This window comes from Niastella vici (assembly GCF_002077945.1).
Lineage (GTDB): Bacteria > Bacteroidota > Bacteroidia > Chitinophagales > Chitinophagaceae > Niastella > Niastella vici.
In genome coordinates, this window is record NZ_LVYD01000043.1 from 166,565 (window position 1) to 189,995 (window position 23,431).

A 23,431-nucleotide genomic window follows, 5' to 3' on the forward strand; every position below is an offset into this window, starting at 1 on the left:
TTATAATTCTTCATTAAACCTGTAGCCTACACCCCAGGTAGTTAAAATAAATCGCGGATTGGAGATATCTTCTTCAATTTTTGCCCGTAACCGGTTAATGTGGCTGTTCACTGTATGTTCATAGCCTTCAAAATCGTATCCCCATACCAGGTTCAGCAATTGTTTTCGGCTGTAGCTTTTACCTGCATTGGATGCCAGCAGTGTGATGAGGTCAAATTCTTTTGGCGAAAGGTCGATTCGATTGTTGTTAAGCGTTACTTTACGCTTGTCAAGGTCTATTTCGAGCCCGCCACAATTTATGGCAGCAGCTGCCGGCACATGTGCTGATTCCTGCGACAGATCTTCAGTTCTGCGGAAGACAACCTTTACGCGGGCAATGAATTCCCTGATGCTGAAAGGCTTGGTAAGATAATCATCGGCGCCGATCTCGAGCCCCATTACTTTATCGATCTCTTCACTCCTGGCCGTAAGCATAATGATCGGGGTTTGCCGGTCTGTTTGTCTTAGTTTCCTGCATACTTCCAGGCCGTTCAGGCCGGGTAAAGTGATGTCTAATATGATCAAATGAAAACGACCCTCTTTAGCAGCCGATAATCCCTTTAGCCCGTCACTTTCAGCCGATACCTTGCAACCCAGGTCATGCAGGTGAATTTTAAGCAGTTCCACAATGTTGGGATCATCCTCGATGATCAATACTGATTTATTATCCATAATGGTATATGGCAAAGTTGCTAAATAAAACGGTGTGTTACGCGCTGTGATACTTTTGTTATAATTCTGCAACACCCCTGCGATACTGTTTTATTTGCTTTGTGTTATTAAAATACACCACAAATGAAATACAATTCACTAAAAACCTGTGTGTTAATAGCTTCTGTGCTGTTTATGGCCTCCTGTAAGAAAGATAATGATAATCCCACTCATTCAGAGACTATTACCATTGAAAATGTCCTCGATAGCAAACCACTGGTTGAATCGGGCACTTTCAAAGGGAGCGGCACCCCGCCCGTTATCTTCCCGGGTCAGTCGGTTTCATTTAGTTTTTCCGCAGCCAAAAATCAACGATTGACCTTTGCCACTATGTATGGCTGGAGCAATGACCTGTTTTTTGCACCGGAAAACCCGGGCATCAAATTATACAATGATGACGGTTCGCCCATAACCGGTGATGTATCGGCCCAGATAAAATTGTGGGATAATGGCACCCGCGTGAACCAGGTCCCGGGATCTGCAGTAGTTCACCCGGGAACAGCCGAAGCCACACCTAAGAATATCAAAGAAGTAAATGGGATGGATGATTATGGTAATACTTACCTGGCCGCTTCAAAATTGATGCAGGCATCGCTCGCTTATAACGGCAATTCTACCTTCACCATTACTATTACTAATATCTCAGGTGGTACAGCCAATCAAACCCCATTCAGTCCGGGCGTATGGGCCATCTCGTATATGGCCGGTGGTAACCTGTTATTGCCGGAGCCTGTATATTCAGTTGGTAAATTGAGTGCAAACGGCCTCACCAATATAGCAGAAATGGGCGATAACTCGGTGCTGAGCACTTATTTAACGGGAAAGACAGGGATATTTACCCCACTGTCGCCGGTGTTGGTTGTTGTATATAACGGTCATGAAAACCCTTTCTTTAAAGCCGGTGAAAATGATCGCGGCGAAGGATTGAAAGACCTGGCACAAAAAGGAAATGCCGATATGCTGGCAGCCGCTTTAAAAGCAAAGCCGGGGGTTAAAGCAGTGTATGTTCTTAAGGAAGGTAAAAGCACTGTACTACTTCCACGAGTTGACGGTGCTGCAGGCGGGATGGTTTCGCAAATGTTATCGGTAATGAAAGGTGATAGAATTGCTATTGCTACGATGTATGGATTTTCGAACGATTGGTTCTTTGCCACTTCAGGAAATGATCTGGATGCCACTCAAAAAGGAGACGTATCCTCCTCTGTAGGGCTGTATGATGATGGTACAGCTGTAAATCAATTCCCCGGCGCCGGTATTACCCAGTTTAACCTGGCAGGCACGCCGTTGAACGAATCAACGCCAATACAAATGGTACCTAATCCTAATGCATTTACTACGTTACCTGCCATCAACAACATCATTAAAGTAAGTATTCAATAATAACATAAACAAAGAAACATGGAATTGATCAGCAAAATGCTCGTTGCAAGCCTAATCCTGGTAAACCTTTCTCTGGCTAGCCAGGCGCAGAACAAAAAGCAGGTTAAGAAAGAAAACAAAACAGAGAAAGTGAAGCTCAAAGATCATGCATGTACCCAGGCATGTCATGATAGCGGTAAACATGTGTATGCCCACGGAGAAAAAGGGCATGTGTGTACGAGCGCCTGTAAAAAATAGTTTTGAGTATTGAGAAAATGGCCGCCTCCTTTGTTCGCAAAACAGGGAGGCGGCTGTTTCTTAATTACAATTGCGCATTAGCGTTTGAGCAACTGGCCTTATGTTCAACATATCGCCCCATTAACAACCTTGCACTATCTCGGGAACGTTTGCATAAAAAATGCTAATTAAGTTTTGCACTAATTAAAGTCTGGTATCAGACTTGATGTATATGCGAACAAATTAAACGCTCCCATGAGAAAACACATCGTACCCCTGGTACTAGGGGTAGCCTTATGCCTTTCCGGCCTGTATGCAAAAAGTCAATGTACCGTTACTGGCTGGGCCAGTCAAAACGGTGGGGTAACCGGTGGCGGTACAGCCACTGCCACAACAGTGACCACCTACGCAGAACTTAAAACAGCTATTACAACAACTTCCGTAAAAAATATAGTCGTTTCAGGCGCCATCACCATTCCTTCGGGTGGCCGTATCAGTTTCCAGGACCAAAGCGGCAAAACCATTTTCGGCCTGCCCGGTTCCAAACTCGTATCAACCGATCTTACAAAAGATAATTCCGGCATCATCTACGTGAAAAGATGCACCAATATAATTTTAAGGAACCTCACCTTTGAAGGCCCCGGTGCGTATGATACCGATGGCTGGGATAACATCACCCTCGACAATTGCAGCAACGTATGGGTTGACCATTGTGAATTTCAGGATGGCCTCGACGGTAATTTCGATATTAAAAATATGAGTGATTACATCACCGTAACCTGGTGCAAATTCATCTATAACAAAGCGCCCATTCCCGGTGGACCCGGTGGCGCCGATGATCACCGCTTCAGTGATCTCTTTGGCTCAAGTGATGGGGCTACTGCCGACAGAGGACATTTGCGCATTACGATGCAAAACAACTGGTGGGCACAGGGTTGTGTGGCCCGTATGCCCCGCGTGCGGTTCGGTCAGGTACACGTCGTGAACAACCTGTTTAACAGTACGGTGGCCAAACAATGTGTGCAGGCAGGTTTTGAAGCCGATTTGCTGATCGAAAGCAACGTGTTTGAAAATGTCACGAAGCCCATCGACAAAATGAATAATGACTTTACGGCCATTACTGAACAGAATAACATTTTTACTAATACAACCGGCAATACCACCGGAAGCGGCACGGCATTTACGCCACCTTATACATTGACCATAACACCGGTTGCCAATGTTAAAAGCACCGTGATGGCAAGCGCCGGCGCTACGCTGTCGTCAGATTGTATGATCGTACTCGATCTGCCAACGAAGAACAAACTCACAACGAGTGAAGAAATACAAAGCACTGTTATTTATCCCAACCCGGCCAAAGACAAAGCAATGATAGCCGTTGCATTGAAAAAGAATGAACAGGCGGAGATCAAAATATACGATACACAGGGGCGCCTGGTAAATGTGCTGCAAACCGTTACGGCCACCACAGCCGGCACGCAAAGCATTCCGTACAATGTGAAAGGGAACAGACCGGGCATCTATAATGTGGTGATAACAACCAGTAATGGCGTGAAGTCGACGTACAGGTTGATGGTGCAATAATACCTGTTTGGGCTGTTCATTCCTAAAATACGACAGTTTATTCCTTTTTATCTCAGGTACTGTTCTGGTTTATACATCTTGCGTAAAATTTAAACGTATGAGATCAGGACACCCGTTATTGATAAGTCTGGTATTAAGTGTATCCATATTAACAATGGGCACCGGATGCAAAAAAGAAAAAGGAGATGATGAAAAAGCACCCATAGTTCAGGGGCTGGCAACACCGGTAGGCACATCTAAAGGTCAGGGAGTGACAAAACAAATAGGAGCTGCAGGCGGCAGCATTACATCAGCCGATCAGAAAATTACCATTTCCGTTCCGGCGGGGGCAGTAAGCGGCAATACTACTATTGGTATTGAACCCATTACCAATACCAATATTGCCGGCATTGGTACTGCATACCGGTTAACGCCACATGGTCAGCATTTTGATAAACCGGTATCGATCACTTTTTCGTGGGCAGCGCATGCCGATACCATTGGCCTGCTGCAAACCCTGGGGCTGGCTTACCAAATGGATAACGGCATCTGGAAATTTGTAGGGAGCAACAGCTTTGACAAAGGAAATCAAACCGTCACATTTAACACCACACATTTCAGTGACTGGTCGTTGATGAACGAGGTATCGCTTGCTCCTTATCATGCAGATCTGAATCCCGGTGAAAAACAAACCATTGCTGCATTGCTGTTTTCATCAGTAGACGAAGATGATGATTTGTTTATTCCCTTAAAGAGTACGACCGGAATGTATGATGAACCTGGTTACCCGGTAGGTAATCCTGTGCCTTTGCCAAATGAATATGTTAAACAATGGCACCTGAACGGTCCTGGTTCGCTCGCCACCATCAGACCTACCGTGGTGGAATATACGGCGCCGGGTTCAGCCAATAATTACGCCACCGCGGCGGTATCGCTGGAGCTTAAGGCTCCTGATGAATATCCAGGACAATATCTGTTGGTGTCTAATATCAATATCATTGGCGGCAGCTTTGTTGAGTTGAGTATTGGCGGTGCTACGCCGGTTACTTTTCCGGCCACTCCGGTAGTGAAAAACGGCAACCAGTACATGCTGGCGAATCCGCAGGATGAAGGCGGTGGTTATTTTCTGCTGACATGGATAGATGGGATCGGTATTCATCCTTTCGGCCTGTCGACTACCGGCACCTATATGCATTTCATTACGCCGCAAAACAGCTATACCAGCATGTACAGGACACGGGCAGATGCTGAGCTTACGCCCAGTGGCGGATCGGTAAATGTAACGAAAGTGAGTGATGGCTGGGCTGAAGGAACTTTTAATGCCACTGACGCCGGCTATGGCCCCATGCTAACCTCGAAGACCTCCTTAATGGGACGGTTTAAGGTAAAGCTGGCGCAGTAATAATCAATACAAGCTTATGCAGTAAATTATTTTTTTTGTGTCATCAGAGAGCCCTCCCTCCGGCTTTGCCGGGGGGATTTTTTTGTCCACAATGATCTTCCGCTAAACTTTATTAGCAGCTTGTGCCACTATGTTTTCTATAAATATTTTGTACTGTTGTAAGTAATCGGGACAATTATCCGGTCTTTATGTATCAGGTAACGACTGAATGCTTTGCTAATGAAAATTGACTCCGTTTATTTACAACAACTGCAACAACAGATTGCCAGGGGAAACCAGCGGTCTTTTGAAGACCTCTACCGGTTGTTCTATGCCCGTTTGTTGAACTTCGCACTGCTATATGTGCATAAAAGAGAGATTGCCGAAGAAGTGGTGAATGATGTAATGATCAATATCTGGAACAAACAGCAGGACCTGCACCAGGTGCAAAATCTAGAAACCTATATTTTTACCGCCGTGCGGAACCGCTCGCTCAATTACATGTCGAAAAATTCTTCCTGGCATGTATTGCCCGATTCTACTTTTGAGCAGGGCGCCATCATCAACCTCAACGATCCCGAAAAACAACTGGAATGGAAAGAGATCAGTTTCCATCTCAACCAGGCCATTGACCAGTTGCCCGAACAATGCAAAACAGTGTTTAAACTGATAAAAGAAGAGGGATTCCGCTATAAACAGGTGGCGGAAATTCTGAACATTTCTTCCCGCACCGTTGAAACCCAATTATTCCGCGCCATTAAAAAGCTCGATAAAGTAGTAGGGGCGTACCTGAATGCGCCCCGTAAAAAACGGAATTATTTTTTCCTGATCGGCTGGCTGCTTTTCTTCACCTGGTTATTCGAATAAATATTTTTATCCGCTGTACGTAATCGCTTTCATTTTCGGGTCTTATACTAAGCATTTCACAACAACAATTTCATGACGAACGATAGCATACTGGAACTGATGTCAAGGGTATTGTCGGGCGAAGCGGCTCCCGAAGAACATGCGGCGTTGGAAAAAGCGCTTGGGGAAGACAGCAATTTGTTGGAACGCTACAAATTGATGCAACAGTTCTGGAACGAGCACGAAACAGTGTCACCGGCAGCAATAGAAGAGGGGTTGAACAAGGTATTAGACCAGTTACAATTAGTACCGGCTACACCGGTTGCCACACTTTCAAAAAAAGATCCCATATGGAAACGAGGCATCGCCGCGGCTGTAATTATAATGGTCCTCGGCAGCATTGCCTATTGGTATGTTAGCAGGCAAAACGCCCATAACGCCGCCGTTGCATTGCTTGAGAAGCATAATGCCAGAGGTACCAAGAGCACCATTGTATTGCCCGATGGCAGCAAAATTTGGCTGAATGCCGATAGCAAAATAAAATATCCGCCCGCTTTTGCCGGCCGCCTGCGCGAAGTATACTTAAGCGGTGAAGCATTTTTCGACGTGGCCAAAGATGCAACAAAACCCTTTATCATCCACCTGAGCAAGGGTACGGTTAAAGTGGTAGGCACTTCATTCAACATCCGTGCCTATGAAAACGAAAAGCTGATCGAAACTTCTGTGAGTACCGGCCGCGTGGCATTTATTCCTGCGCGTACCAAAGCTGTTCAACAACCCGATACAATTTTTATAACCCCAAACAATAAAGTTCGTTACTCCCTGAACGACGACCAGGTGAAGGTTGAGCCGACTGCAGCGGCGGAAGACAAAGCCTGGACGGAAGGTAAACTGATCTTCAAAGCGCTTACGCTCGAAGAAATTGCCATTGAGCTGGAAAGGAATTTTGGTAAGAAAGTGGTTTTTGTGGATGAGGAACCAAAACAATACCGGCTTACCGGCACATTTGAGAACAACAGCCTGGAAGATATTTTGTTTTACCTGTCAAAAACAAAAAACTTTAATTACACGATCACCAACAGTGAGTTGCTGATAGCAACCAATAGAACTAAACTACCACAATAGCCAAACGGCTATTCTAAAACAATTGCTATATGAACAATGCAATGTATGCCATTCCATTGCGCCTGCGCTTCTATGCGCTCTCGGGTATCTACGTGGCTTCGTTCCTTTTGTTAACTGTTTTGTCGTTGCCGGCCCAGGTAGCCAAAGCGGGCCCGTTCAAACCCACGAACTTCTACCAGGCAAAAGACAACCGGATCACCCTGCAAATTAAAAATGAAAAATTACAGGTAATACTGGCGAAGATCGAAAAGCGGTCGGGCTATTCATTTGTTTACTCAAATGATGAAATAGATGGGGAGCAAAAGAGCTCGTTGCAGGTAAAGGAAAAGGAGTTGTCTGATGTACTAAGCGAATTATTGACGCCACTTCACATCGGGTACGAGATCATTAAGAACAAGATCATTTTAAAAGCCGAAAAAGCATCCATCCCTTTAGCCGCAGGCAGTAGTGGTTTAAGTAATAACCTATCCTTTGAGGCTGTTACTGCCCCGGTGAAAAGAGATACGTCGATCGAAGGAAGGGTGGTTGATGAAAATAAGAATGCATTGCCCAATATCAATGTGCAACTAAAAGGCACTTCATTGGGTACCATTACCAATCCCCGGGGACAATTCTCATTACACCTCCCTGATGAGCAAAAGAACGGGGTGCTGGTATTCTCTTCTATTGGCTATGTATCAAAAGAAGTGCGGCTCGATGGCCGCCCATTGCTGGTACAACTGATAGCAGAAAGTAAAGACCTGGGCGAAGTGGTGGTAGTGGGGTACGGCACCCAGCGCAAGGTATCAGTTACAGGTTCGGTTGATAATATCGGCAAAAAAGCGATCGAGGGCCGGCCGGTCACCAACCTAAGCACTGCTTTGCAGGGCGTATCGCCCAACCTCATCATTCAGCAAAATAATTTTGAACCGGGGCAGGGCGTGAACATCAACATCCGTGGCCTCGGCACGCTGGGCGATAATACGCCGCTGGTGGTTATCGATGGTATTCCGGGCGGAGATCTCAACCTCATCAATCCCAATGATATTGATAACATCTCAATCCTGAAAGATGCCGGTACAGCCGCCATTTATGGCTCGCGGTCGGCCAATGGCGTTATATTGATCACTACCAAAAAGGGGAAAAAGGGGTCAAGACCCACTGTTGCCTATACCGGCATCTATGGTACGCAAACACCGCGCATCACTTATAAACCGGTGCATGCCTGGGAAAATGCGTATTACAAAAATGAATCGCTGGTAAATTCAGGCCTGGCGCCCGCTTTTACGCCCGAACAAATTCAGGTGTTTAAACAAAAGGGCGATGGCGACTGGCGCGTTGATAATATTTTCCACGATGCGGCCCAGCAAACCCACAACGTTACCGTAAGCGGTGGCGGCGCCAGTAATACCTATCTGTTATCGCTCGGCTATCTCGATCAGCAGAATAATTTCATTGGCCCTAATTACGGCTACAAGCGGTACAATGTGCGGCTGAACCAAACCAATGAAATAGGCAAGCTGAAACTGAATACCATTCTCAGTTATGTGAAAGTGCAGGGGAAAGACCACTCGTATTATGCCAGTACACTCATCGTAGATGCAAGCCGCGTGCCTTTGTATTATTCTTTCCAGGACAGCGCCGGCAATTATCTCACCAATCCGGTTTCGGCCCAGTTCAATCCCAAGGCCATTCTCGAAAAAGGCGGTTACCGCAAAAACAACGACGATGAAGTGTTCGGGAACTTCAGCGCAGAATACCCAATATTAAAAGACCTGAAAATAAGAGGCGTATTTGGCGGCGACCTTCGCTCGAACCATACATTTGGCCGTCGCATGCAATTGAATTTTATTCCGGGCGGCGTATATGGCGACGATCGGGAGGTCTCTGATAAAAACTACAAATCTTTATTTACCAACCTGCAGTTGATCACAGAATACACGAAGACCATTCAAAAACATTATATCCAGGTATTGGTGGGTGCAGCCAATGAATCGTTCAGGTCTGAGAAAAATGAGCTATACCAAACATTGACCGATCCGGCATTGGGCATCCCGGTTACCGGCACTAAAATAGATGCCGGCCGCAGCTTCAACTCCAATGGTACCGATCTGTCGAACGGGCAACCGGCCACTATTGAAACAAGCATCAACTCTATTTTTGGCCGCGGCGCTTATTCCTGGAACGACCGCTATTTTGCGGAAGTCGATTTCAGGTACGATGGTTCTTCCAAATTTGCAAAAGGCAATCGCTGGGGTTTCTTTCCTTCGGTTTCAGCAGGCTGGCGCATAAGCGAAGAAGCGTTCATGGATGATTTGCGCGCTACGATCAACAACCTGAAAGTGCGCGGTTCCTATGGCATATTGGGTAATCAGAATGTAAACGCTTATCAGTACCAAACCACTTTTAGCAGCTATCCCAACGCCTACGGGTTTAATAACTCGGTGGTAAGCGGCGCCGGCTTTAACCTCGGTAACCCCGAACTTACCTGGGAAAAAGCAGCCACATTCAACATTGGGTTTGATGTTAGTTTGTTGAACAAACGGTTAGAGTTTTCGTACGACTGGTTCAATAAAACAACCAGTGATATCTTATACACCCGCAAAGATGTGCCCCAATTGTTTGGCGCCGGCTTTCCCGATTATAATGTAGCCAAAGTAAAGAACCGCGGCTGGGAGATCCGCGCTTCGTACAACTGGCCCGGTAAAATTGTTAACCAGACCTTCTCCGTTAACCTGGCCGATAACCTGAACGAACTGATGGCCCTCACTTCCGGCGCTACGGAACAAAAAGAACCCAAGGAAGAATTTGAGATCGTAAGAAAGGTAGGGCAACCCATCACCGTTTATCGTGGCTATAAACGCAATGGTTATTTTCAAACGCTCGATGATATCAATAAAGCGCCGAAGTTTGAGAATTCAGTGGTAGGACCGGGCGATATCAAATATGTTGACCGCAACGGTGATAATATCATAGATGATAAAGATAAATTCATCCTGGGAAATCCATTCCCGCGTTACACGTTCGGGTTCACGTACACAGCAAGTGCAAAAGGGTTTGATGTACAGCTCTTCATCCAGGGTGTTGGAAAAAGAGATGCCATGATCAGGGGCGAACAGGTTGAACCTTTTCACGTAGGCTATGGCGGTACCATGTATACGCATCAAACCGATTACTGGACGCCTTCCAACCCCAATGCAAAATATCCGCGGCTGGCCGAAAATGGTTCCGCTGCCAACAAGAACAACTACCGCGTTGGTTCCGACCTGTACCTCTTCAATGCAGCGTATGCCCGGTTAAAGAATGTACAGATAGGTTATACCATACCGGCCGCTATCACTTCCAGGGCGAATATTCAGAAAGTGCGGGTATACCTTACCGGTCAAAACCTGGTTACGTTGACCAAATTAAGTTTCCTCGATCCCGAGATCACCGAGTTTGATAATAACACCAACCTGGGCGCAGGCGCCAACAGCGCCCGGGCCTATTTTATGCCCATATTTTATGGATTCGGATTGGATGTGACCTTTTAACAACGAAAATGCACGACCATATGTGTAATAAAAAAATATTTGTAGCCCTGTTATTCCTGGTTACTGCCTGCAAAAAACTCGACCTGGCGCCCAGCGACCGGTATACAGAATTGACATTCTGGCAAAGCGCCGATAACGTCAACGGCGCCCTGAACAATATTTACCACGGACTGTACACCAGCGACCGCATCTTTTACAATGACGCCCTTTCAGACAATGCATTTACCAAACTGGGCGTATCGTCGGGCGTAGATGCCCTTTCGAGCGGCAACTTTACCATTTCGCTGCCGCGTTTTCTGAACGACTGGACATATTATTACAGCGGCATTAAATCGTGCAACATTTTTTTGGAGAATGTTGATAAGAACAGCACGCTGGCCGCAACCGTTAAAGACCGCATGAAAGCCGAAACCCGTTTTATACGGGCCTGGCATCATTTTAACCTCATGAAATGGTGGGGCGATGTGCCGCTGTTGCAAAAAGACATTACACCCGATGAAGCAAAAACAGTAGCACGCACACCCCGGGCCGAAGTATTACAATTTATTTTGAGCGAGCTCGATGCCGTGGCCGCAGTGCTGCCCACCAATACGCAATATGCAAAGGCTGATCTGGGCCGCATTACAAAGGGCGCCGCATTAGCTTTGAAAGCACGCGTATTGTTATACGAAGGGAACCGCATGAGCGATGTGGTGGCTGTTTGCGAGCAATTGATAAACGACCAGGCGCATAATGGTACCTATGCGCTGGCTAATAATTATACCAATGTGTTCAGCGATAAAGTGGCGAACAAGGAAGGCGCCGAACCGATGCTGTCGTTACAATATGTTCCGCAGTTAAAGGTGTGGGGCGATTATCTCGACTTCGCGCCCATTTCGGCCGGCGCCCGTACCAATAATCTATCGCCCACGCAGGAGCTGATAAATGCCTATATCATGACCAATGGTAAGGCCATCACCGATGCCGGTTCAGGCTACGATGAAAGCAATCCCTACAATAACCGCGATCCCAGGTTGGCGGCCACCATTGTTTTCGATCAATACAAATGGACGAACCCCGACGGTTCCAGCCAGACCATTTATATAAAACCGGGTTCTGCGCCTGCAGGCCAGGCGGCCAATGAATACAGCCGGGCAGGGCAGGGTACTGCCACCGGGTATTACTGGCGAAAATACTGGGACCCCAATTATGCCGCGCCGGGTTTCAGCAGTGGGTTGAACCTGCACCTGATCCGTTATGCCGAAGTGTTATTGATGTATGCAGAAGCAAAAAACTCCCTGGGGCAAATGACGGCCGATGTATGGGATAAAACTATTAAGCCTATTCGCGCACGGGCCGGCTTTACCGATGCAGGCGCGCTCAATTTCCCCGGCAGCGTAAGTAACATGACAGATATTATCAGAAATGAAAGAAGGATCGAGTTTGCGATGGAAGGCATACGGGTAGATGACATCCGCCGTTGGAAAATTGCCGAAACCGTAATGAACGGCTGGGTGCACGGTGCTAAATACGGCGACCCTGCCACTGATAACGGTTATATACAGGTACAGCAACGCGTATTTGATAAGAGCCGCCATTACCTGTGGCCTGTGCCGCCTTCTGAAAGAGCCCTGAATACTAACCTTAGCCAGAACGATGGCTATTAATCGTGAATGGTGAATGGTCAATGGTGAATGCGCCGCTCAATTTTTGCGCTTTGCTATTAGTTTCGAAGCCTAAATATTCGGGTACTATTGACCATTGACGATTGACCATTGACCAATAACAAATTGCTAAAAAAAATTGCTATGCCAAAAAATATCATTCTGTTCTTCTTCCTGACCTGCATCAGTTTGCTCAACATACAATGTAAAAAAGACGAACGCGACATTAATCTGAATTTGTCGGGCGTAAACGATCTGTTTACTCCTGCCGATGCAAAATACATCAAGCTCGATCCCAAATCGGGCGCCACAGAAAGTTTTGAATGGGGCCAGGCTAAGGCCGAAGATGGTTCCCTGGTATTATATGAAGTAGCGTTCGACCAGGAGAACGGCGATTTTTCGCATCCCTTTTATACAGTGGTATCTGATAACAAAGGCGTGCTGAATAAACTCACGCTTACCCACGCCGACCTCAACCGGATCGCAACGTTGGGCGGTTCCGATTTTTACGTAAGAAAGAAATACAAATGGACGGTGCTGGCGACCAAGGGCACCAATGTAAAACAGGCTGCCAGTGCAAGGATCATCGATCTGGAACGGCCGGGCGGTTTTGACGTATTACCTGCCAGCCTGTACATTTCAGGTACTGCCACCGAGAACGGCGATGTACTGGCGAATGCATTGCCAATGAAAAAACTGAAAGACGGCGTATTTGAGATCTTCACAAAACTGAAAGCCGGCACGTATAAATTAGTCGATGGTAACAGCGGCACGCCGAAACAATATTATATCTATAATGACAATGGCAGTAATACCATTGGTATGAACAATCAAACCACGGTTACAGGCGCCGATAAAATAATGCGCATAACAATTGATTTCAACAACATCGCTGCTTCGCTTACCGAAGTGAAATCGGTACAGTTATGGTATTGTGCAGGCAATACCTTCTGGATGACGCTTCCTTATGCAGGCAATGGGGTGTGGCGATACAATAGCTATACGGTAAATTATACGGTAATGCCCTGGGGTATTGAGCAACGGCATAAATACAAAATGGTGCTGAACGATGGAAGCGGGGATAAAAATCTTTGGCTGAACTATGCGGCAACCGATAGCCCCGACCAGGATGGTCAATATCCTTCTACGCTGACTTACAAAACCATCAATATGGACCGCAATGATGACAGCCAGTGGGACTGGAGCTGGAAATTTGACCGTACTTATTTAACACAGGGCAGCGTAGCCGATTTCTGGGTTTCCATGCGCGCCACCGATGCTGCCTATACTGTGAACTATCAAAAACATTAGAAATCCGTCTCCCCCTCCTCCGGAGGGGCCCTCAGTCTCAATACTACAAGATCAATCAAAAAAGCATTATGCATAAAAGACAATTTTCTATTTTCTGGTACATTCCTACAGCATTGTTGATATGCGTTTTATCCTGCTGTTTAAAGCAGAAACCCGATGATCCGCCGCCGCCCGATGAAGGCAGTGCCAAGCCAACTTATAACTGGCCGGCTATTGCCGATTCGGCCGAACGCTCACTCAATTATTTCTGGTCGGCATCGGGTAAATATTATTTTGCCAGCAACGCCAGCTCCGATTGGGCGCAATACTGGCCCAATGCCCATGCGTTGGATGTGCTGGTAGATGCTTACCTGCGCAACCCGGCCGCCTCCCTGAAATCGCAAATGCTCGATCTCATTGGTGGGGTAAAGGCAAAGAACAGCAACACCATGATCAATTATTATTACGATGATATGGAGTGGATGGCCCTGGCTTGTTTACGTGCATACAATGCAACAGGCGATTCACAATTCAAAGATGTGACCGATCTGTTATGGAATGATATTAAGAACGGCTGGAGCAGTGACCTGGGGGGCGGTATCTGGTGGCGCAAAGACAATCCGTCGAAAAACACACCTTCCAATATGCCCGCAGCAATACTGGCTGCCCGTTTGTATAAAAAATTCAACCGCGCCGATGACCTGCAATGGGCGCAAAAGATCTACGATTGGCAAAAACAAGTGTTGTATGATGCAAACAGCGGCTGGGTGTATGATAATCTCGACAAGGCCGGTACAAAGAATACTTCCTGGAAATTTACCTATAACCAGGGTACATTCTTAGGCGCCGCATTGGAGTTGTATCTGATCACTAATAACACCGCCTACCTGAACGACGCTTATAAGGTAACCGACTATACCCTCAACAGCGGTTTCCTCACCAACAATGGCGTGCTCAAGGATGAGGGTGGGGGCGATGGCGGTTTGTTCAAAGGGATCTTCATTCGTTATTTCACCCGTTTGATCGTTGATGGAAACATAGATGCAACGAAAAAAACAGGCTACCTGAGTTTTATTACCAGCAATGCGGCTACGCTTTGGAGCAAAGGCACCAATAAGAACCTGGTATTGTTTGGCGGCGCCTGGGACAAAGCACCGGACAATACAACCGATTGTACCATACAGTTAAGCGGTATCATGTTATTTGAAGCAATGGCCGAACTGAAAAAATTGAATTTGGTAAAATGAGCTTAGAGTATCGCTTTTTTGATAAAGGTTAACTGGTTATTGATATAAAGCGTAACCACATGCAGTTGGTTCCTGAGCCGGGATGATAATGCAATATCATTCCGGCCTTTTTGTAAGATCAGGTTCCTGTTATATACAACAGCGCCTGTTGCATCGTGTATGACCAGCGTGGCATTATTGGTAGTGGGCGTATTTACAACTAAATGTGTATTGCCTGGCAGGCCATTATTTGTTAAACGGCAGGAAAGAGTTGTTGTATTGCGCGGATCGCTCAATACGGGGTTACCTTTAACCAATACAGCGAGGCTAATATAGTTACTGGCAGTAGCCGTACAGCCATTCCTTATTTCGGTTACTGTCAACTGATACAGACCGCTGGATGTATCAGTGGTAGGAGTTTGTGTGGAGGAAGTAAAACCTTTTGGTCCGCTCCAGTTCCATAACAATCCCTGCGAGCCGCCAAAAGGTGTGGCGTAATTGCTGGCGCTGGCATTGCCACCATGCAAAACAAAATGCGCCAGATCGGCTGTAACAGATGCATAAAAGGAAGCCACGGGCGGAAAGGTGTCAGTGGCAACCGTTACCGTATCTGTTCTGGTTACGGGGCAACCCTGCGCCACAGCAGCCTGCACAAAATAGGTGCCGGCTTTACTCAACTGCGCGCTGTTGCTGCTGGTGCCGGTGATGGTACCGTTGGTAGTTGAAAAAGTATAATAGCCGGCGGTAGTATTATTAGTTACATTGATGGTTCCCGTTGTGGTGGCGCATGAAAGCGATGGACCGGTCAATGAATAATCCAGCACCGGTGTTTGCAAAAAATCAAAAGGCCCTGCAAAGTCCTGCAGGTTCGACGTGAAAGAGGCCGATGAACGCGATTTAAAAAAGATGGAAGCAAAGGAAGAGCCGCAGGCGCCTGAGCTCAATACAGAGGAGTACAAGGCCGGGTCAATGCCAATACGGGTAAGGTTCAACCCCACTTCAATAAATTGTAATGAATTGTATTGTGCCGACCAGCCCGAAGTATTGTTGGAACCCCAGGGCGTTGCATACGTGGTGTCGGCAGCAGGCGTGGCTGATAAATTGGCAATACCTGATCCAAAAGCCGTAGTGCCGCTTTTTGATACAATGGAGGCATAACCATATGAAGTAGTAGAACCATCGAAGCTGCTTCCGAAATTAAATAAACTGGGGGTTATAGTGTTATAGGTGGTTTTGCTGGTCCAGATGCGCACTTCAACTGTTGGTGCGCCCGATGAATAACTAACAGCAACGATCATGTCGCCGGTTTGGGTAATATTACCTGCCGCATCGAACAGCCAGGCCGTATGACCGGCGTTGGGGCCGCCCGTAGTGAAATTGCCGGTCGTTGAATTATAGGTGATATGGTTTTTATACAATTCTATATCAAAGTACCGGGAACCTGAAGTGCCTACAGTGGAAACACCGGTAAAGAACCACAGGGAGTCGTGTACGTTGATACCGTTACGGCGCATATGTCCGAATACATCGATCAGGTCGGTTTTGTCGGGAATGGAAGAGGCAATGCCATGCCAGTTGGCCGGGTCATCGCCGTTCTTACCGCCGCCGGTAAAAGTAGTGGAGTCGGTATTGCCGGTAATATAATCACGGGTATAGATCGCATCGAGCCAGATCCTTCCGCTTACATTGGTATATAAAGGAACGGACATCCGTTTTACAAACGAAATATTATTGCCTGCCTGTAGCCGGGTTCTATAGGTAGAAGCATTTGAAGTGTCGATCACATTAGTGCCTGAAGCGGTGGGGGAAGAAAACCAGTCGTCGCTGCTGATGGTGCCTGTGGTGGGGCCATACTTAAGATAGCCTGCTCTCGTATCTGCATCCACGCCAAAGCCCGCATGAAAACCGCCGGTGTTTAACTGGCAGAAGCTGCTTAGGTGCAGCATAAAAAGGAATAATATAATAATCCACGGTTTCATCACGGATACGAATTAGTCTTTCGCAGGGTATTGATTGCAGGAAGGAGGTTTGGGGTAACACAGTAAAAATATATAGTAATGACCGGCGCGTGCAACATTACAACGCTGTAAACTGCGGTAATGACTGTAAAATTTAGGGTTGGTTAAGGTGAAATGCTTATGTGTACAGGTTACTAAAAAAGAAAAAGGATCGCGTAATGCGGTCCTTTTTCTTTGGAAGTTGGCCGGCGTTATATAAAATAAGAAAAATGTCTAATAAAAATCACTTTTAATCATATCAACAGCGTATTCACCAATCATCATACAGGTGGCATTGGTATTCGCATTGATCAGGGTTGGCATTATGGAGGCATCTGCCACGCGCAACCCTTTTATACCGTGAACTTTTAAGTCCGGTTTTACAACCGCCATTTTATCAACGCCCATTTTACAGGTGCCTACCGGATGAGACAGGGTAGAAGCGTTTTCCCGGATATGTTCTTCTATTTGTTTGTCAGAAGAGAGCTTTTGTCCTTCATCGTTGCGAAGCCTGGAAAATGCCTTCGTAAAAGCCAGTTCCCGGGTTAACCTGTACCCTTCAATCAATACTTTTAGATCAATTTCCTTTTGCAGATAATTTGCTTTGATCAAAGGCGCCTGGAGGGGATCATTGGACCGGAGTGCTATATTGCCCGTGCTTTTAGGTGTGGCAACTACCGGGAGAAACCTGTAAAAAGTACTGTTATCAACAGACTCATGATAAAACAAATATTGTAGATCGGGAGCTTCGTTAGCGCCTGCATATTTTGTTCGGGTAAATAATCCGGCACATGCTGGCAGCGGTAAATTGGCATGTGATAATGTGGACTTATAATCAAGACCAACCGTAACATGATCCTGCAGGTTTTGGCCAACACCAGGCAGGTCGGCAATTACTTTTATGTTGAATGCCTGTAATTGTTCTGCTGCGCCAATGCCTGAAAGCATCAGTATCTTTGGTGACTCTACAGCACCTGCACAAAGTATTATTTCACTTCTGTTATAGGCTTGCTGAAGCTTTCCATCTTTCAGGTATTCAACTCCGCTTGCGCTCGTACCTGTAAACAACAACCGCGAAACCTGGGCGAAAGTTTGTATAGTAAGATTGGGTCTGGATAATGCAGGGGAAAGAAAAGCGGTGGCCGCACTTTGACGTTTGCCATTTTTCATATTTAACTGATACAGGCCTGCCCCATTTTCCTGTTGCGCGCCATTAAAATCCCAATCAGGACCTTTGTAACCCAGCTCCATGGCAGCTTCGATAAAAGGCGTGCAACTTCCTTCCGAACATTTTTTTCCTGTAATACTCAATGGCCCAGTTGTACCATGGAAAGCAGTATCTCCATTTGAAATGCTTTCCAGTTTGATGAAATAGGGCAAAACATTTTTATAGCTCCAGGCAAAATTTCCAGCATTTGCCCATTGATCATAATTCAGATAATTACCGCGAACATAGATCATGGAATTGATAGAACTGCTTCCCCCTAATACTTTACCTCTTGGCCAGTTGATCCTACGGCTGTTCAGGAAGGGTTCTTCTTCTGTTATATATTTCCAATCTACCTCAGATCCCAAAAGTGAAGGAAACCTGCTGGCATCATGTATCTCGCGTTTTGTATCTGGCCCACCCGCTTCCAGCAACAATACATTTACTGCGGGGTCTTCTGTAAGCCGGTTGGCAATTACGCAACCGCTTGAACCGGCGCCAATGATAATAAAATCAAACTGTTTATCTGATCGGTTCTTAAAAATTGTATTGGGAGAAATGGCTAATCCAATACCGATCGCTGCTGAAGATTTCAGAAATGTACGCCGTGTTGTTTTTGCTGGCAGGTGTGGTTTTCGCAGCATGGATTAAATATTTTTCGCAAGCTACAAGGCCACGCCTGTAATAGAGTTAAGGCAATATTAAAAGGATATTATCAGATCGTTAACAGCGTATATGTGACACAGTTTTTGTAGGTGAAAACATGTAGGATATTCTTTCCCGTTGCTTATTTGTTCTACTTAATTGGCAGAAATAATTTGTAGATAATACATAATGGCCAGCCTTGTTTTATAAAGACTGGCCATTATGTAGCATCAACGCCCATGATTGCATTACTTACTAACCTGTTGCTGCAACCGTTGCGGATACCTTGCGCCCTGTATTTGTATGGCTGCAAACGTACTGTCGATCTCGTTGAGCTCATTGGGGGTAAGTGTTATGCTGGCAGCCTTCAGATTTTCTTCGAGGCGATGGATCTTCGTTGTGCCGGGAATTGGAACGATCCAGGGTTTTTGCGCCAGCACCCAGGCAAGCGCAATTTGCGCGGGTGTTACATTTTTTGACGTAGCAAATGCGGCGATTGTATCAACCAGTACCTGGTTCGCTTTTCTGTTCTCCTCTGCAAAACGGGGTAACGTATTGCGAAAGTCGTTTTTGTCGAACTGGGTGTTTGCATTGATAGCACCGGTTAAAAAACCTCTACCTAACGGACTGAATGGAACAAAACCGATACCCAGTTCTTCCAGCACGGGAAATATTTCCAGCTCCGGTTCCCGCCACCATAATGAATACTCGCTTTGTAAGGCTGCTACCGGTTGTATGGCATGCGCCTTGCGAATGGTTTGAGCCCCGGCTTCCGACATGCCAAAATATTTTACCTTGCCTTCTTTGATCAGGTCTTTTACGGTGCCGGCCACTTCTTCAATAGGTACATTAGGATCAACCCGGTGTTGGTATAACAGATCGATGCGATCGGTCTGTAATCTTTTTAAAGCAGCTTCTGTAACTGCCCGGATGTTTTCTGGCCGGCTGTCCAAACCTTTATGGGCTTCACCCGCGGCAAAACCAAATTTGGTGGCAATCACTACTTCGTCGCGGAACGGCGCCAGGGCTTCGCCAAGTAATTCTTCATTAGTGAACGGACCGTACGCTTCAGCTGTATCGAAGAAGGTAACGCCCATTTCAACTGCTTTCCGCAGTAATTGAATGGCATCGGCTTTGTTGGTTTCGGTACCATAAGCAAAACTTAAGCCCATACATCCCAATCCAATGGCGGAAACTTCGAGACCGCTGTTTCCAAGTTTTCTTTTTTTCATATTGAGTTTTTTATTATTGTTGAACTGTTATCGTCCTGAGCGTCCTGAGTGGCGCCGAAGGACAATGCAAATGTCGGCCTCATTTTTGGGTTGGCAGTTATACGCATTACTGGATTACCTACCAAAATCACTGATTTAGGGAAGCGCCCGCTGTTTACACCCGGCGAAACAGTAACTTTGGTAGGTCAAAAAAAGAAGGTATATGGATAATTTGTTGCGGTTTGATACCATCAGTCAGTACAATGCATTTAATAATAATGAGACCCTGCATCCGCTGGTAAGTGTTATTGATATGTCGAAGGCAAACCCGAGGTCCTATACCCGGCAAAGCTATGGGTTTTATAACGTGATCCTGAAGGATATAAAATGCGGTGATCTGCGGTACGGTTGTAATTATTATGATTACGAAGAAGGTACGCTGGTTTTCTTTGCGCCGGGGCAGGTAGTTAGTGTAGAGAGTCACGAAACATTTTATCAACCGAAAGGGTATGCATTGGCGTTTCATGCCGACCTTATCCATGGTACATCACTCAGCCGTCAGATGAGCGAGTATACATTTTTCTCCTATGATGTACATGAGGCGTTGCATTTGTCGGAACGCGAGCGGGACGTTGTAATGGATTGTTTTTCGAAGATTAAATTCGAACTCGAACATGCGGTAGATAAACACAGTAAACGGCTCATCGTTTCGAACATTGAGCTGTTCCTTAATTATTGTGTACGGTTTTACGATCGCCAGTTCATAACCCGCGATACGGCAAACAAGGGCATCCTGGAACGGTTTGAAAATTTGCTGAGCGATTATTTTGGATCCGATAAACCACAAACAGTAGGCCTGCCATCGGTTGGGTATTGTGCGGGGGAATTGCATTTAAGTGCCAACTATTTTGGCGATCTTATTAAAAAAGAAACCGGAAGATCGGCACAGGAATATATTCAAACAAAGTTGATCAATATAGCCAAGGAGAAAATATTTCAGCCGGGTAAATCGGTCAGTGAAATTGCCTATGAGCTGGGATTTAAATATCCGCAGCATTTTACGCGCCTGTTCAAACAACGGGTAGGGCAAACGCCGAATGAGTACAGGGCGATGAATTGAGTGGGAGGTGTCATGTACGTCGGTGACTTACTTCGACATCTACTCCGACGCTACTGAGAAATTTTGTTTATACGGTAATAGCCTTCTTTATCTGAACCAATACGCTCCAGTAATCCCAGCTTTTTCAAAACAGTAATATTTCGTTCTATTGTCCTGGTAGTAGTGTTAAGAACCTCCGCCATTGTTTTAATGGTAGATTCCGGAAAATTATTAAGCCGTTGTAAAATGTAATACTGGTTCTCATTCAACTTATCTTTTACAGATGTAATCCATTCTTTAAAATCAACGAGCCTGTAAAGCATAGCAGTAAAGAACCCTCCCATTGTGAAAACAGGTGCAGGAAGTTTTGCATCATTCATTGCATCCTGCATCCGTGGTCGACAATGATCCAGAATCAGCCAACAAATAACTACTGCAATGAGGTAATGATCTATCATAGGTCAGCAATGATCAGGAAGTAAGCCGACATTAAAATTTTCCCGTCTTTTAGTTAAAACCCACGTTTCATTCGTTTTAATATAGTACGCCTCTTTTCTGCCTGGCCATTCCAACCTCACAAAAAATGATTTCCGCCTTTGGGGGCAACCACCTCTTTTGGGTACATATTATTAAATGAGCACGCTGAAAAAAGATAACAGTTTTCAGCCCGGCGAAAATGAAATGAACTTTTTTTAAAAATTTATTGGTAACAGAGTAGTGTTGAGCCTTTTGGCATTCGTCATATTATAAAGGGTACATACAATGGCGTAACACGGAGGTGATTGTTGAATTTTATTTTCATTTGATATAGTATAAACTCATTTAGCATTCGTATCTATAGTAATGCACCTGTGAAAACCCCGATGGTGAGTTGAAGATAATTAGTTGGCAGCACGCGGTAATCAACAGTAGATCAATTATTAATAGTCTTGTCAGTAGCAACTCACACTTTTGTTTTTTAGTGTTTTAGATTACGATCTGTACCGGGTGAAAGCGGAAGTCAGGGTTTGTATCTACTTACCTTTCTTTTGCTTATTTGAAAAACCATGTTATGACAAACCAACTATGCTTACAGGAACAATGTGGCCGGCTGTACAAAAAGATTGTGAGGCAAATTGCCTGTTATGAAACCACCACAACCGATGAAAAGAAATGGATAGAGTGGGGCTTCAGCATCACCACAAAAGCCTGGTTATATATTCAGGAAACGGTACAAGGTTATCAATTCACTGATCAGGAGGAAGAGATCGGTTTTTACAAAACGTTGAAACCAAAGTTTATCGCCCTGATGGATTTCTTTACCTTATTATACAGATCAGTGTTGTTTCAACCCGAAGATACCACCGGCAAAAAGGAGTACTGGAAAAGTGAGCTCACCACCTGCAAAAACTTTTTATTGAAGCATAAAACCTTCTGTCGCTATTATGAACAGGGTAACTGCAGCATGGACCCTGTTTATTTTGTACAGGAGAACAACCAGCACCCGCTTATTTTCGGTATCAATGAAAACAAGCGAGCTGAAAACACTTCTTATAGCTACCTGCTCGCCCGTGTATTATCAATCCGAAAATACCAGCGTTACGTTTCAAAGAAATTGAATGAGGGTGCAGCCGGTAATTTGCATTTCCCGGAAGTGTCAGCTGCTCTTCTGCAAGCCCGGAATTAAGACCCGCGGTTCAAAACTGTTCATAGTTTAGGTTTAGTTTCTCCCTAAAAGGGTTGTGTCTACTTACCCTTACTTTTTATCTGTACTCAGATGTGAGCCAGGCTGAAATGTCAGTTGAATTCTATTGTCAAAAAAAGGTGGCTAGCGCTACTGCTCTTATAAAAATGTATGGTTTACCTAAAACTGGTAAAGCGAAAAAGTAAATAAATTCAGTTTGCTGGCAACGGATAAAGAAATTAAAACCTGCAAAATCATTTGATTTTGCAGGTTTTCGCTTTTGAGGCATACCACTTGATTTTGTCGTAATAATGTTGTTGCCATTTCCGCACAAATTAATAGAGTTGTATTGAGCGGGGTCATTCAACTAAGATGCCTGTTACAGGTGACAGCGTTTTATTGTGAATAAGTTTTAACAAATTAAATTACCGCATTAGTATTATTTATAAAGTGATGCTAATGGTACATTAGCTTTAATAATCATTGAGAGGGTCATGAAAAAAAGAATAAAACAGTCAAAAACGATAGTTTTTTTATACTCAGCGAAATGCTTCAGCTTGCTTGTTGATTAACTTAATGTATAAATGAGCGTTAGTGAATAAAAAGATATACGCAGATGGTTACTTCCCTATTGCTTTCATCTCAACAATGACTTAACTTTGCGGCGTCAAAACTAT

Annotated in this window: 18 protein-coding genes; 12 read left to right on the plus strand and 6 right to left on the minus strand. The window is 45.3% G+C overall.

Annotation, left to right across the window (positions count from 1 at the left end; genetic code table 11):
• Positions 1–711, minus strand: coding sequence for a response regulator transcription factor (locus A3860_RS13460; RefSeq protein WP_081147368.1), 711 nt, complete (start codon positions 709–711; stop codon positions 1–3).
• 123 nt (positions 712–834) lie between these two features.
• Between A3860_RS13460 and A3860_RS13465 the strand changes: the two genes are divergently transcribed.
• The 10 genes from A3860_RS13465 (at position 835) to A3860_RS13510 (ending at position 14,953) form a co-directional block, all read left to right on the plus strand.
• Positions 835–2,130 (plus strand): spondin domain-containing protein, encoded by a 1,296-nt coding sequence (locus A3860_RS13465; protein WP_081147226.1) that lies wholly within the window; start codon positions 835–837, stop codon positions 2,128–2,130.
• Between the two features lie 18 nt (positions 2,131–2,148).
• Positions 2,149–2,367: a hypothetical protein gene (locus A3860_RS13470; protein WP_081147227.1), complete on the plus strand. Its 219-nt coding sequence runs from the start codon at positions 2,149–2,151 to the stop codon at positions 2,365–2,367.
• A gap of 234 nt (positions 2,368–2,601) precedes the next feature.
• Positions 2,602–3,930, plus strand: coding sequence for a T9SS type A sorting domain-containing protein (locus A3860_RS13475; protein ID WP_158085237.1), 1,329 nt, complete (start codon positions 2,602–2,604; stop codon positions 3,928–3,930).
• Positions 3,931–4,027: 97 nt separating this feature from the next.
• Positions 4,028–5,311: a hypothetical protein gene (locus tag A3860_RS13480; RefSeq protein WP_143774085.1), complete on the plus strand. Its 1,284-nt coding sequence runs from the start codon at positions 4,028–4,030 to the stop codon at positions 5,309–5,311.
• Between the two features lie 219 nt (positions 5,312–5,530).
• The gene (locus tag A3860_RS13485; RefSeq protein ID WP_081147229.1) at positions 5,531–6,157 is read left to right on the plus strand and encodes an RNA polymerase sigma-70 factor; all 627 of its coding nucleotides are present in this window, start codon (positions 5,531–5,533) and stop codon (positions 6,155–6,157) included.
• A gap of 72 nt (positions 6,158–6,229) precedes the next feature.
• Positions 6,230–7,261 (plus strand): FecR domain-containing protein, encoded by a 1,032-nt coding sequence (locus A3860_RS13490; protein WP_081147230.1) that lies wholly within the window; start codon positions 6,230–6,232, stop codon positions 7,259–7,261.
• A 29-nt stretch (positions 7,262–7,290) separates the two neighbouring features.
• Positions 7,291–10,773, plus strand: coding sequence for a TonB-dependent receptor (locus A3860_RS13495; RefSeq protein WP_081147231.1), 3,483 nt, complete (start codon positions 7,291–7,293; stop codon positions 10,771–10,773).
• Positions 10,774–10,793: 20 nt separating this feature from the next.
• Entirely contained in the window at positions 10,794–12,419 is a 1,626-nt protein-coding gene (locus A3860_RS13500; RefSeq protein WP_081147232.1) for a RagB/SusD family nutrient uptake outer membrane protein, read from the plus strand.
• A gap of 141 nt (positions 12,420–12,560) precedes the next feature.
• Positions 12,561–13,727 (plus strand): SusE domain-containing protein, encoded by a 1,167-nt coding sequence (locus A3860_RS13505; protein ID WP_081147233.1) that lies wholly within the window; start codon positions 12,561–12,563, stop codon positions 13,725–13,727.
• Positions 13,728–13,795: 68 nt separating this feature from the next.
• Positions 13,796–14,953 carry a glycoside hydrolase family 76 protein gene (locus A3860_RS13510; RefSeq protein ID WP_081147234.1) on the plus strand — a complete coding sequence of 386 codons (1,158 nt, stop codon included), beginning with the start codon at positions 13,796–13,798 and terminating at the stop codon, positions 14,951–14,953.
• A 2-nt stretch (positions 14,954–14,955) separates the two neighbouring features.
• Here the strand turns inward: A3860_RS13510 and A3860_RS13515 are convergent, their stop codons facing one another.
• From A3860_RS13515 to A3860_RS13525, 3 genes are all read right to left on the minus strand, one after another.
• Complete coding sequence (locus A3860_RS13515; protein ID WP_143774086.1) at positions 14,956–16,878, minus strand: hypothetical protein; 1,923 nt, start codon at positions 16,876–16,878, stop codon at positions 14,956–14,958.
• Between the two features lie 285 nt (positions 16,879–17,163).
• Positions 17,164–18,780 (minus strand): GMC family oxidoreductase, encoded by a 1,617-nt coding sequence (locus tag A3860_RS13520; protein WP_081147236.1) that lies wholly within the window; start codon positions 18,778–18,780, stop codon positions 17,164–17,166.
• Positions 18,781–19,029: 249 nt separating this feature from the next.
• Positions 19,030–20,013: an aldo/keto reductase gene (locus A3860_RS13525; RefSeq protein ID WP_081147237.1), complete on the minus strand. Its 984-nt coding sequence runs from the start codon at positions 20,011–20,013 to the stop codon at positions 19,030–19,032.
• Positions 20,014–20,215: 202 nt separating this feature from the next.
• Between A3860_RS13525 and A3860_RS13530 the strand changes: the two genes are divergently transcribed.
• On the plus strand, positions 20,216–21,112 hold the full coding sequence (locus A3860_RS13530; protein ID WP_081147238.1) for a helix-turn-helix domain-containing protein: 897 nt from the start codon (positions 20,216–20,218) through the stop codon (positions 21,110–21,112).
• A gap of 50 nt (positions 21,113–21,162) precedes the next feature.
• Here the strand turns inward: A3860_RS13530 and A3860_RS13535 are convergent, their stop codons facing one another.
• Positions 21,163–21,549 (minus strand): HTH domain-containing protein, encoded by a 387-nt coding sequence (locus A3860_RS13535; RefSeq protein ID WP_081147239.1) that lies wholly within the window; start codon positions 21,547–21,549, stop codon positions 21,163–21,165.
• A 593-nt stretch (positions 21,550–22,142) separates the two neighbouring features.
• On the opposite strand from A3860_RS13535, the gene A3860_RS13540 reads away from it, so the two are divergent.
• Entirely contained in the window at positions 22,143–22,757 is a 615-nt protein-coding gene (locus A3860_RS13540; protein ID WP_081147240.1) for an RteC domain-containing protein, read from the plus strand.
• Positions 22,758–22,884: 127 nt separating this feature from the next.
• Here A3860_RS13540 and A3860_RS41085 read toward each other — a convergent pair whose 3' ends face one another.
• On the minus strand, positions 22,885–23,043 hold the full coding sequence (locus A3860_RS41085) for a hypothetical protein (RefSeq protein WP_158085238.1): 159 nt from the start codon (positions 23,041–23,043) through the stop codon (positions 22,885–22,887).
• Positions 23,044–23,431: the final 388 nt, after the last annotated feature.

Excerpts from the sequence above, each read along its gene's own strand:
- A3860_RS13460 (WP_081147368.1), bottom strand. The coding sequence starts at position 711 with ATGGATAATAAATCAGTATTGATCATCGAGGATGATCCCAACATTGTG.
- A3860_RS13465 (WP_081147226.1), top strand. The coding sequence starts at position 835 with ATGAAATACAATTCACTAAAAACCTGTGTGTTAATAGCTTCTGTGCTG.
- A3860_RS13470 (WP_081147227.1), top strand. The coding sequence starts at position 2,149 with ATGGAATTGATCAGCAAAATGCTCGTTGCAAGCCTAATCCTGGTAAAC.
- A3860_RS13475 (WP_158085237.1), top strand. The coding sequence starts at position 2,602 with ATGAGAAAACACATCGTACCCCTGGTACTAGGGGTAGCCTTATGCCTT.
- A3860_RS13480 (WP_143774085.1), top strand. The coding sequence starts at position 4,028 with ATGAGATCAGGACACCCGTTATTGATAAGTCTGGTATTAAGTGTATCC.
- A3860_RS13485 (WP_081147229.1), top strand. The coding sequence starts at position 5,531 with ATGAAAATTGACTCCGTTTATTTACAACAACTGCAACAACAGATTGCC.
- A3860_RS13490 (WP_081147230.1), top strand. The coding sequence starts at position 6,230 with ATGACGAACGATAGCATACTGGAACTGATGTCAAGGGTATTGTCGGGC.
- A3860_RS13495 (WP_081147231.1), top strand. The coding sequence starts at position 7,291 with ATGAACAATGCAATGTATGCCATTCCATTGCGCCTGCGCTTCTATGCG.
- A3860_RS13500 (WP_081147232.1), top strand. The coding sequence starts at position 10,794 with ATGTGTAATAAAAAAATATTTGTAGCCCTGTTATTCCTGGTTACTGCC.
- A3860_RS13505 (WP_081147233.1), top strand. The coding sequence starts at position 12,561 with ATGCCAAAAAATATCATTCTGTTCTTCTTCCTGACCTGCATCAGTTTG.
- A3860_RS13510 (WP_081147234.1), top strand. The coding sequence starts at position 13,796 with ATGCATAAAAGACAATTTTCTATTTTCTGGTACATTCCTACAGCATTG.
- A3860_RS13515 (WP_143774086.1), bottom strand. The coding sequence starts at position 16,878 with ATGCTGCACCTAAGCAGCTTCTGCCAGTTAAACACCGGCGGTTTTCAT.
- A3860_RS13520 (WP_081147236.1), bottom strand. The coding sequence starts at position 18,780 with ATGCTGCGAAAACCACACCTGCCAGCAAAAACAACACGGCGTACATTT.
- A3860_RS13525 (WP_081147237.1), bottom strand. The coding sequence starts at position 20,013 with ATGAAAAAAAGAAAACTTGGAAACAGCGGTCTCGAAGTTTCCGCCATT.
- A3860_RS13530 (WP_081147238.1), top strand. The coding sequence starts at position 20,216 with ATGGATAATTTGTTGCGGTTTGATACCATCAGTCAGTACAATGCATTT.
- A3860_RS13535 (WP_081147239.1), bottom strand. The coding sequence starts at position 21,549 with ATGATAGATCATTACCTCATTGCAGTAGTTATTTGTTGGCTGATTCTG.
- A3860_RS13540 (WP_081147240.1), top strand. The coding sequence starts at position 22,143 with ATGACAAACCAACTATGCTTACAGGAACAATGTGGCCGGCTGTACAAA.
- A3860_RS41085 (WP_158085238.1), bottom strand. The coding sequence starts at position 23,043 with ATGCCTCAAAAGCGAAAACCTGCAAAATCAAATGATTTTGCAGGTTTT.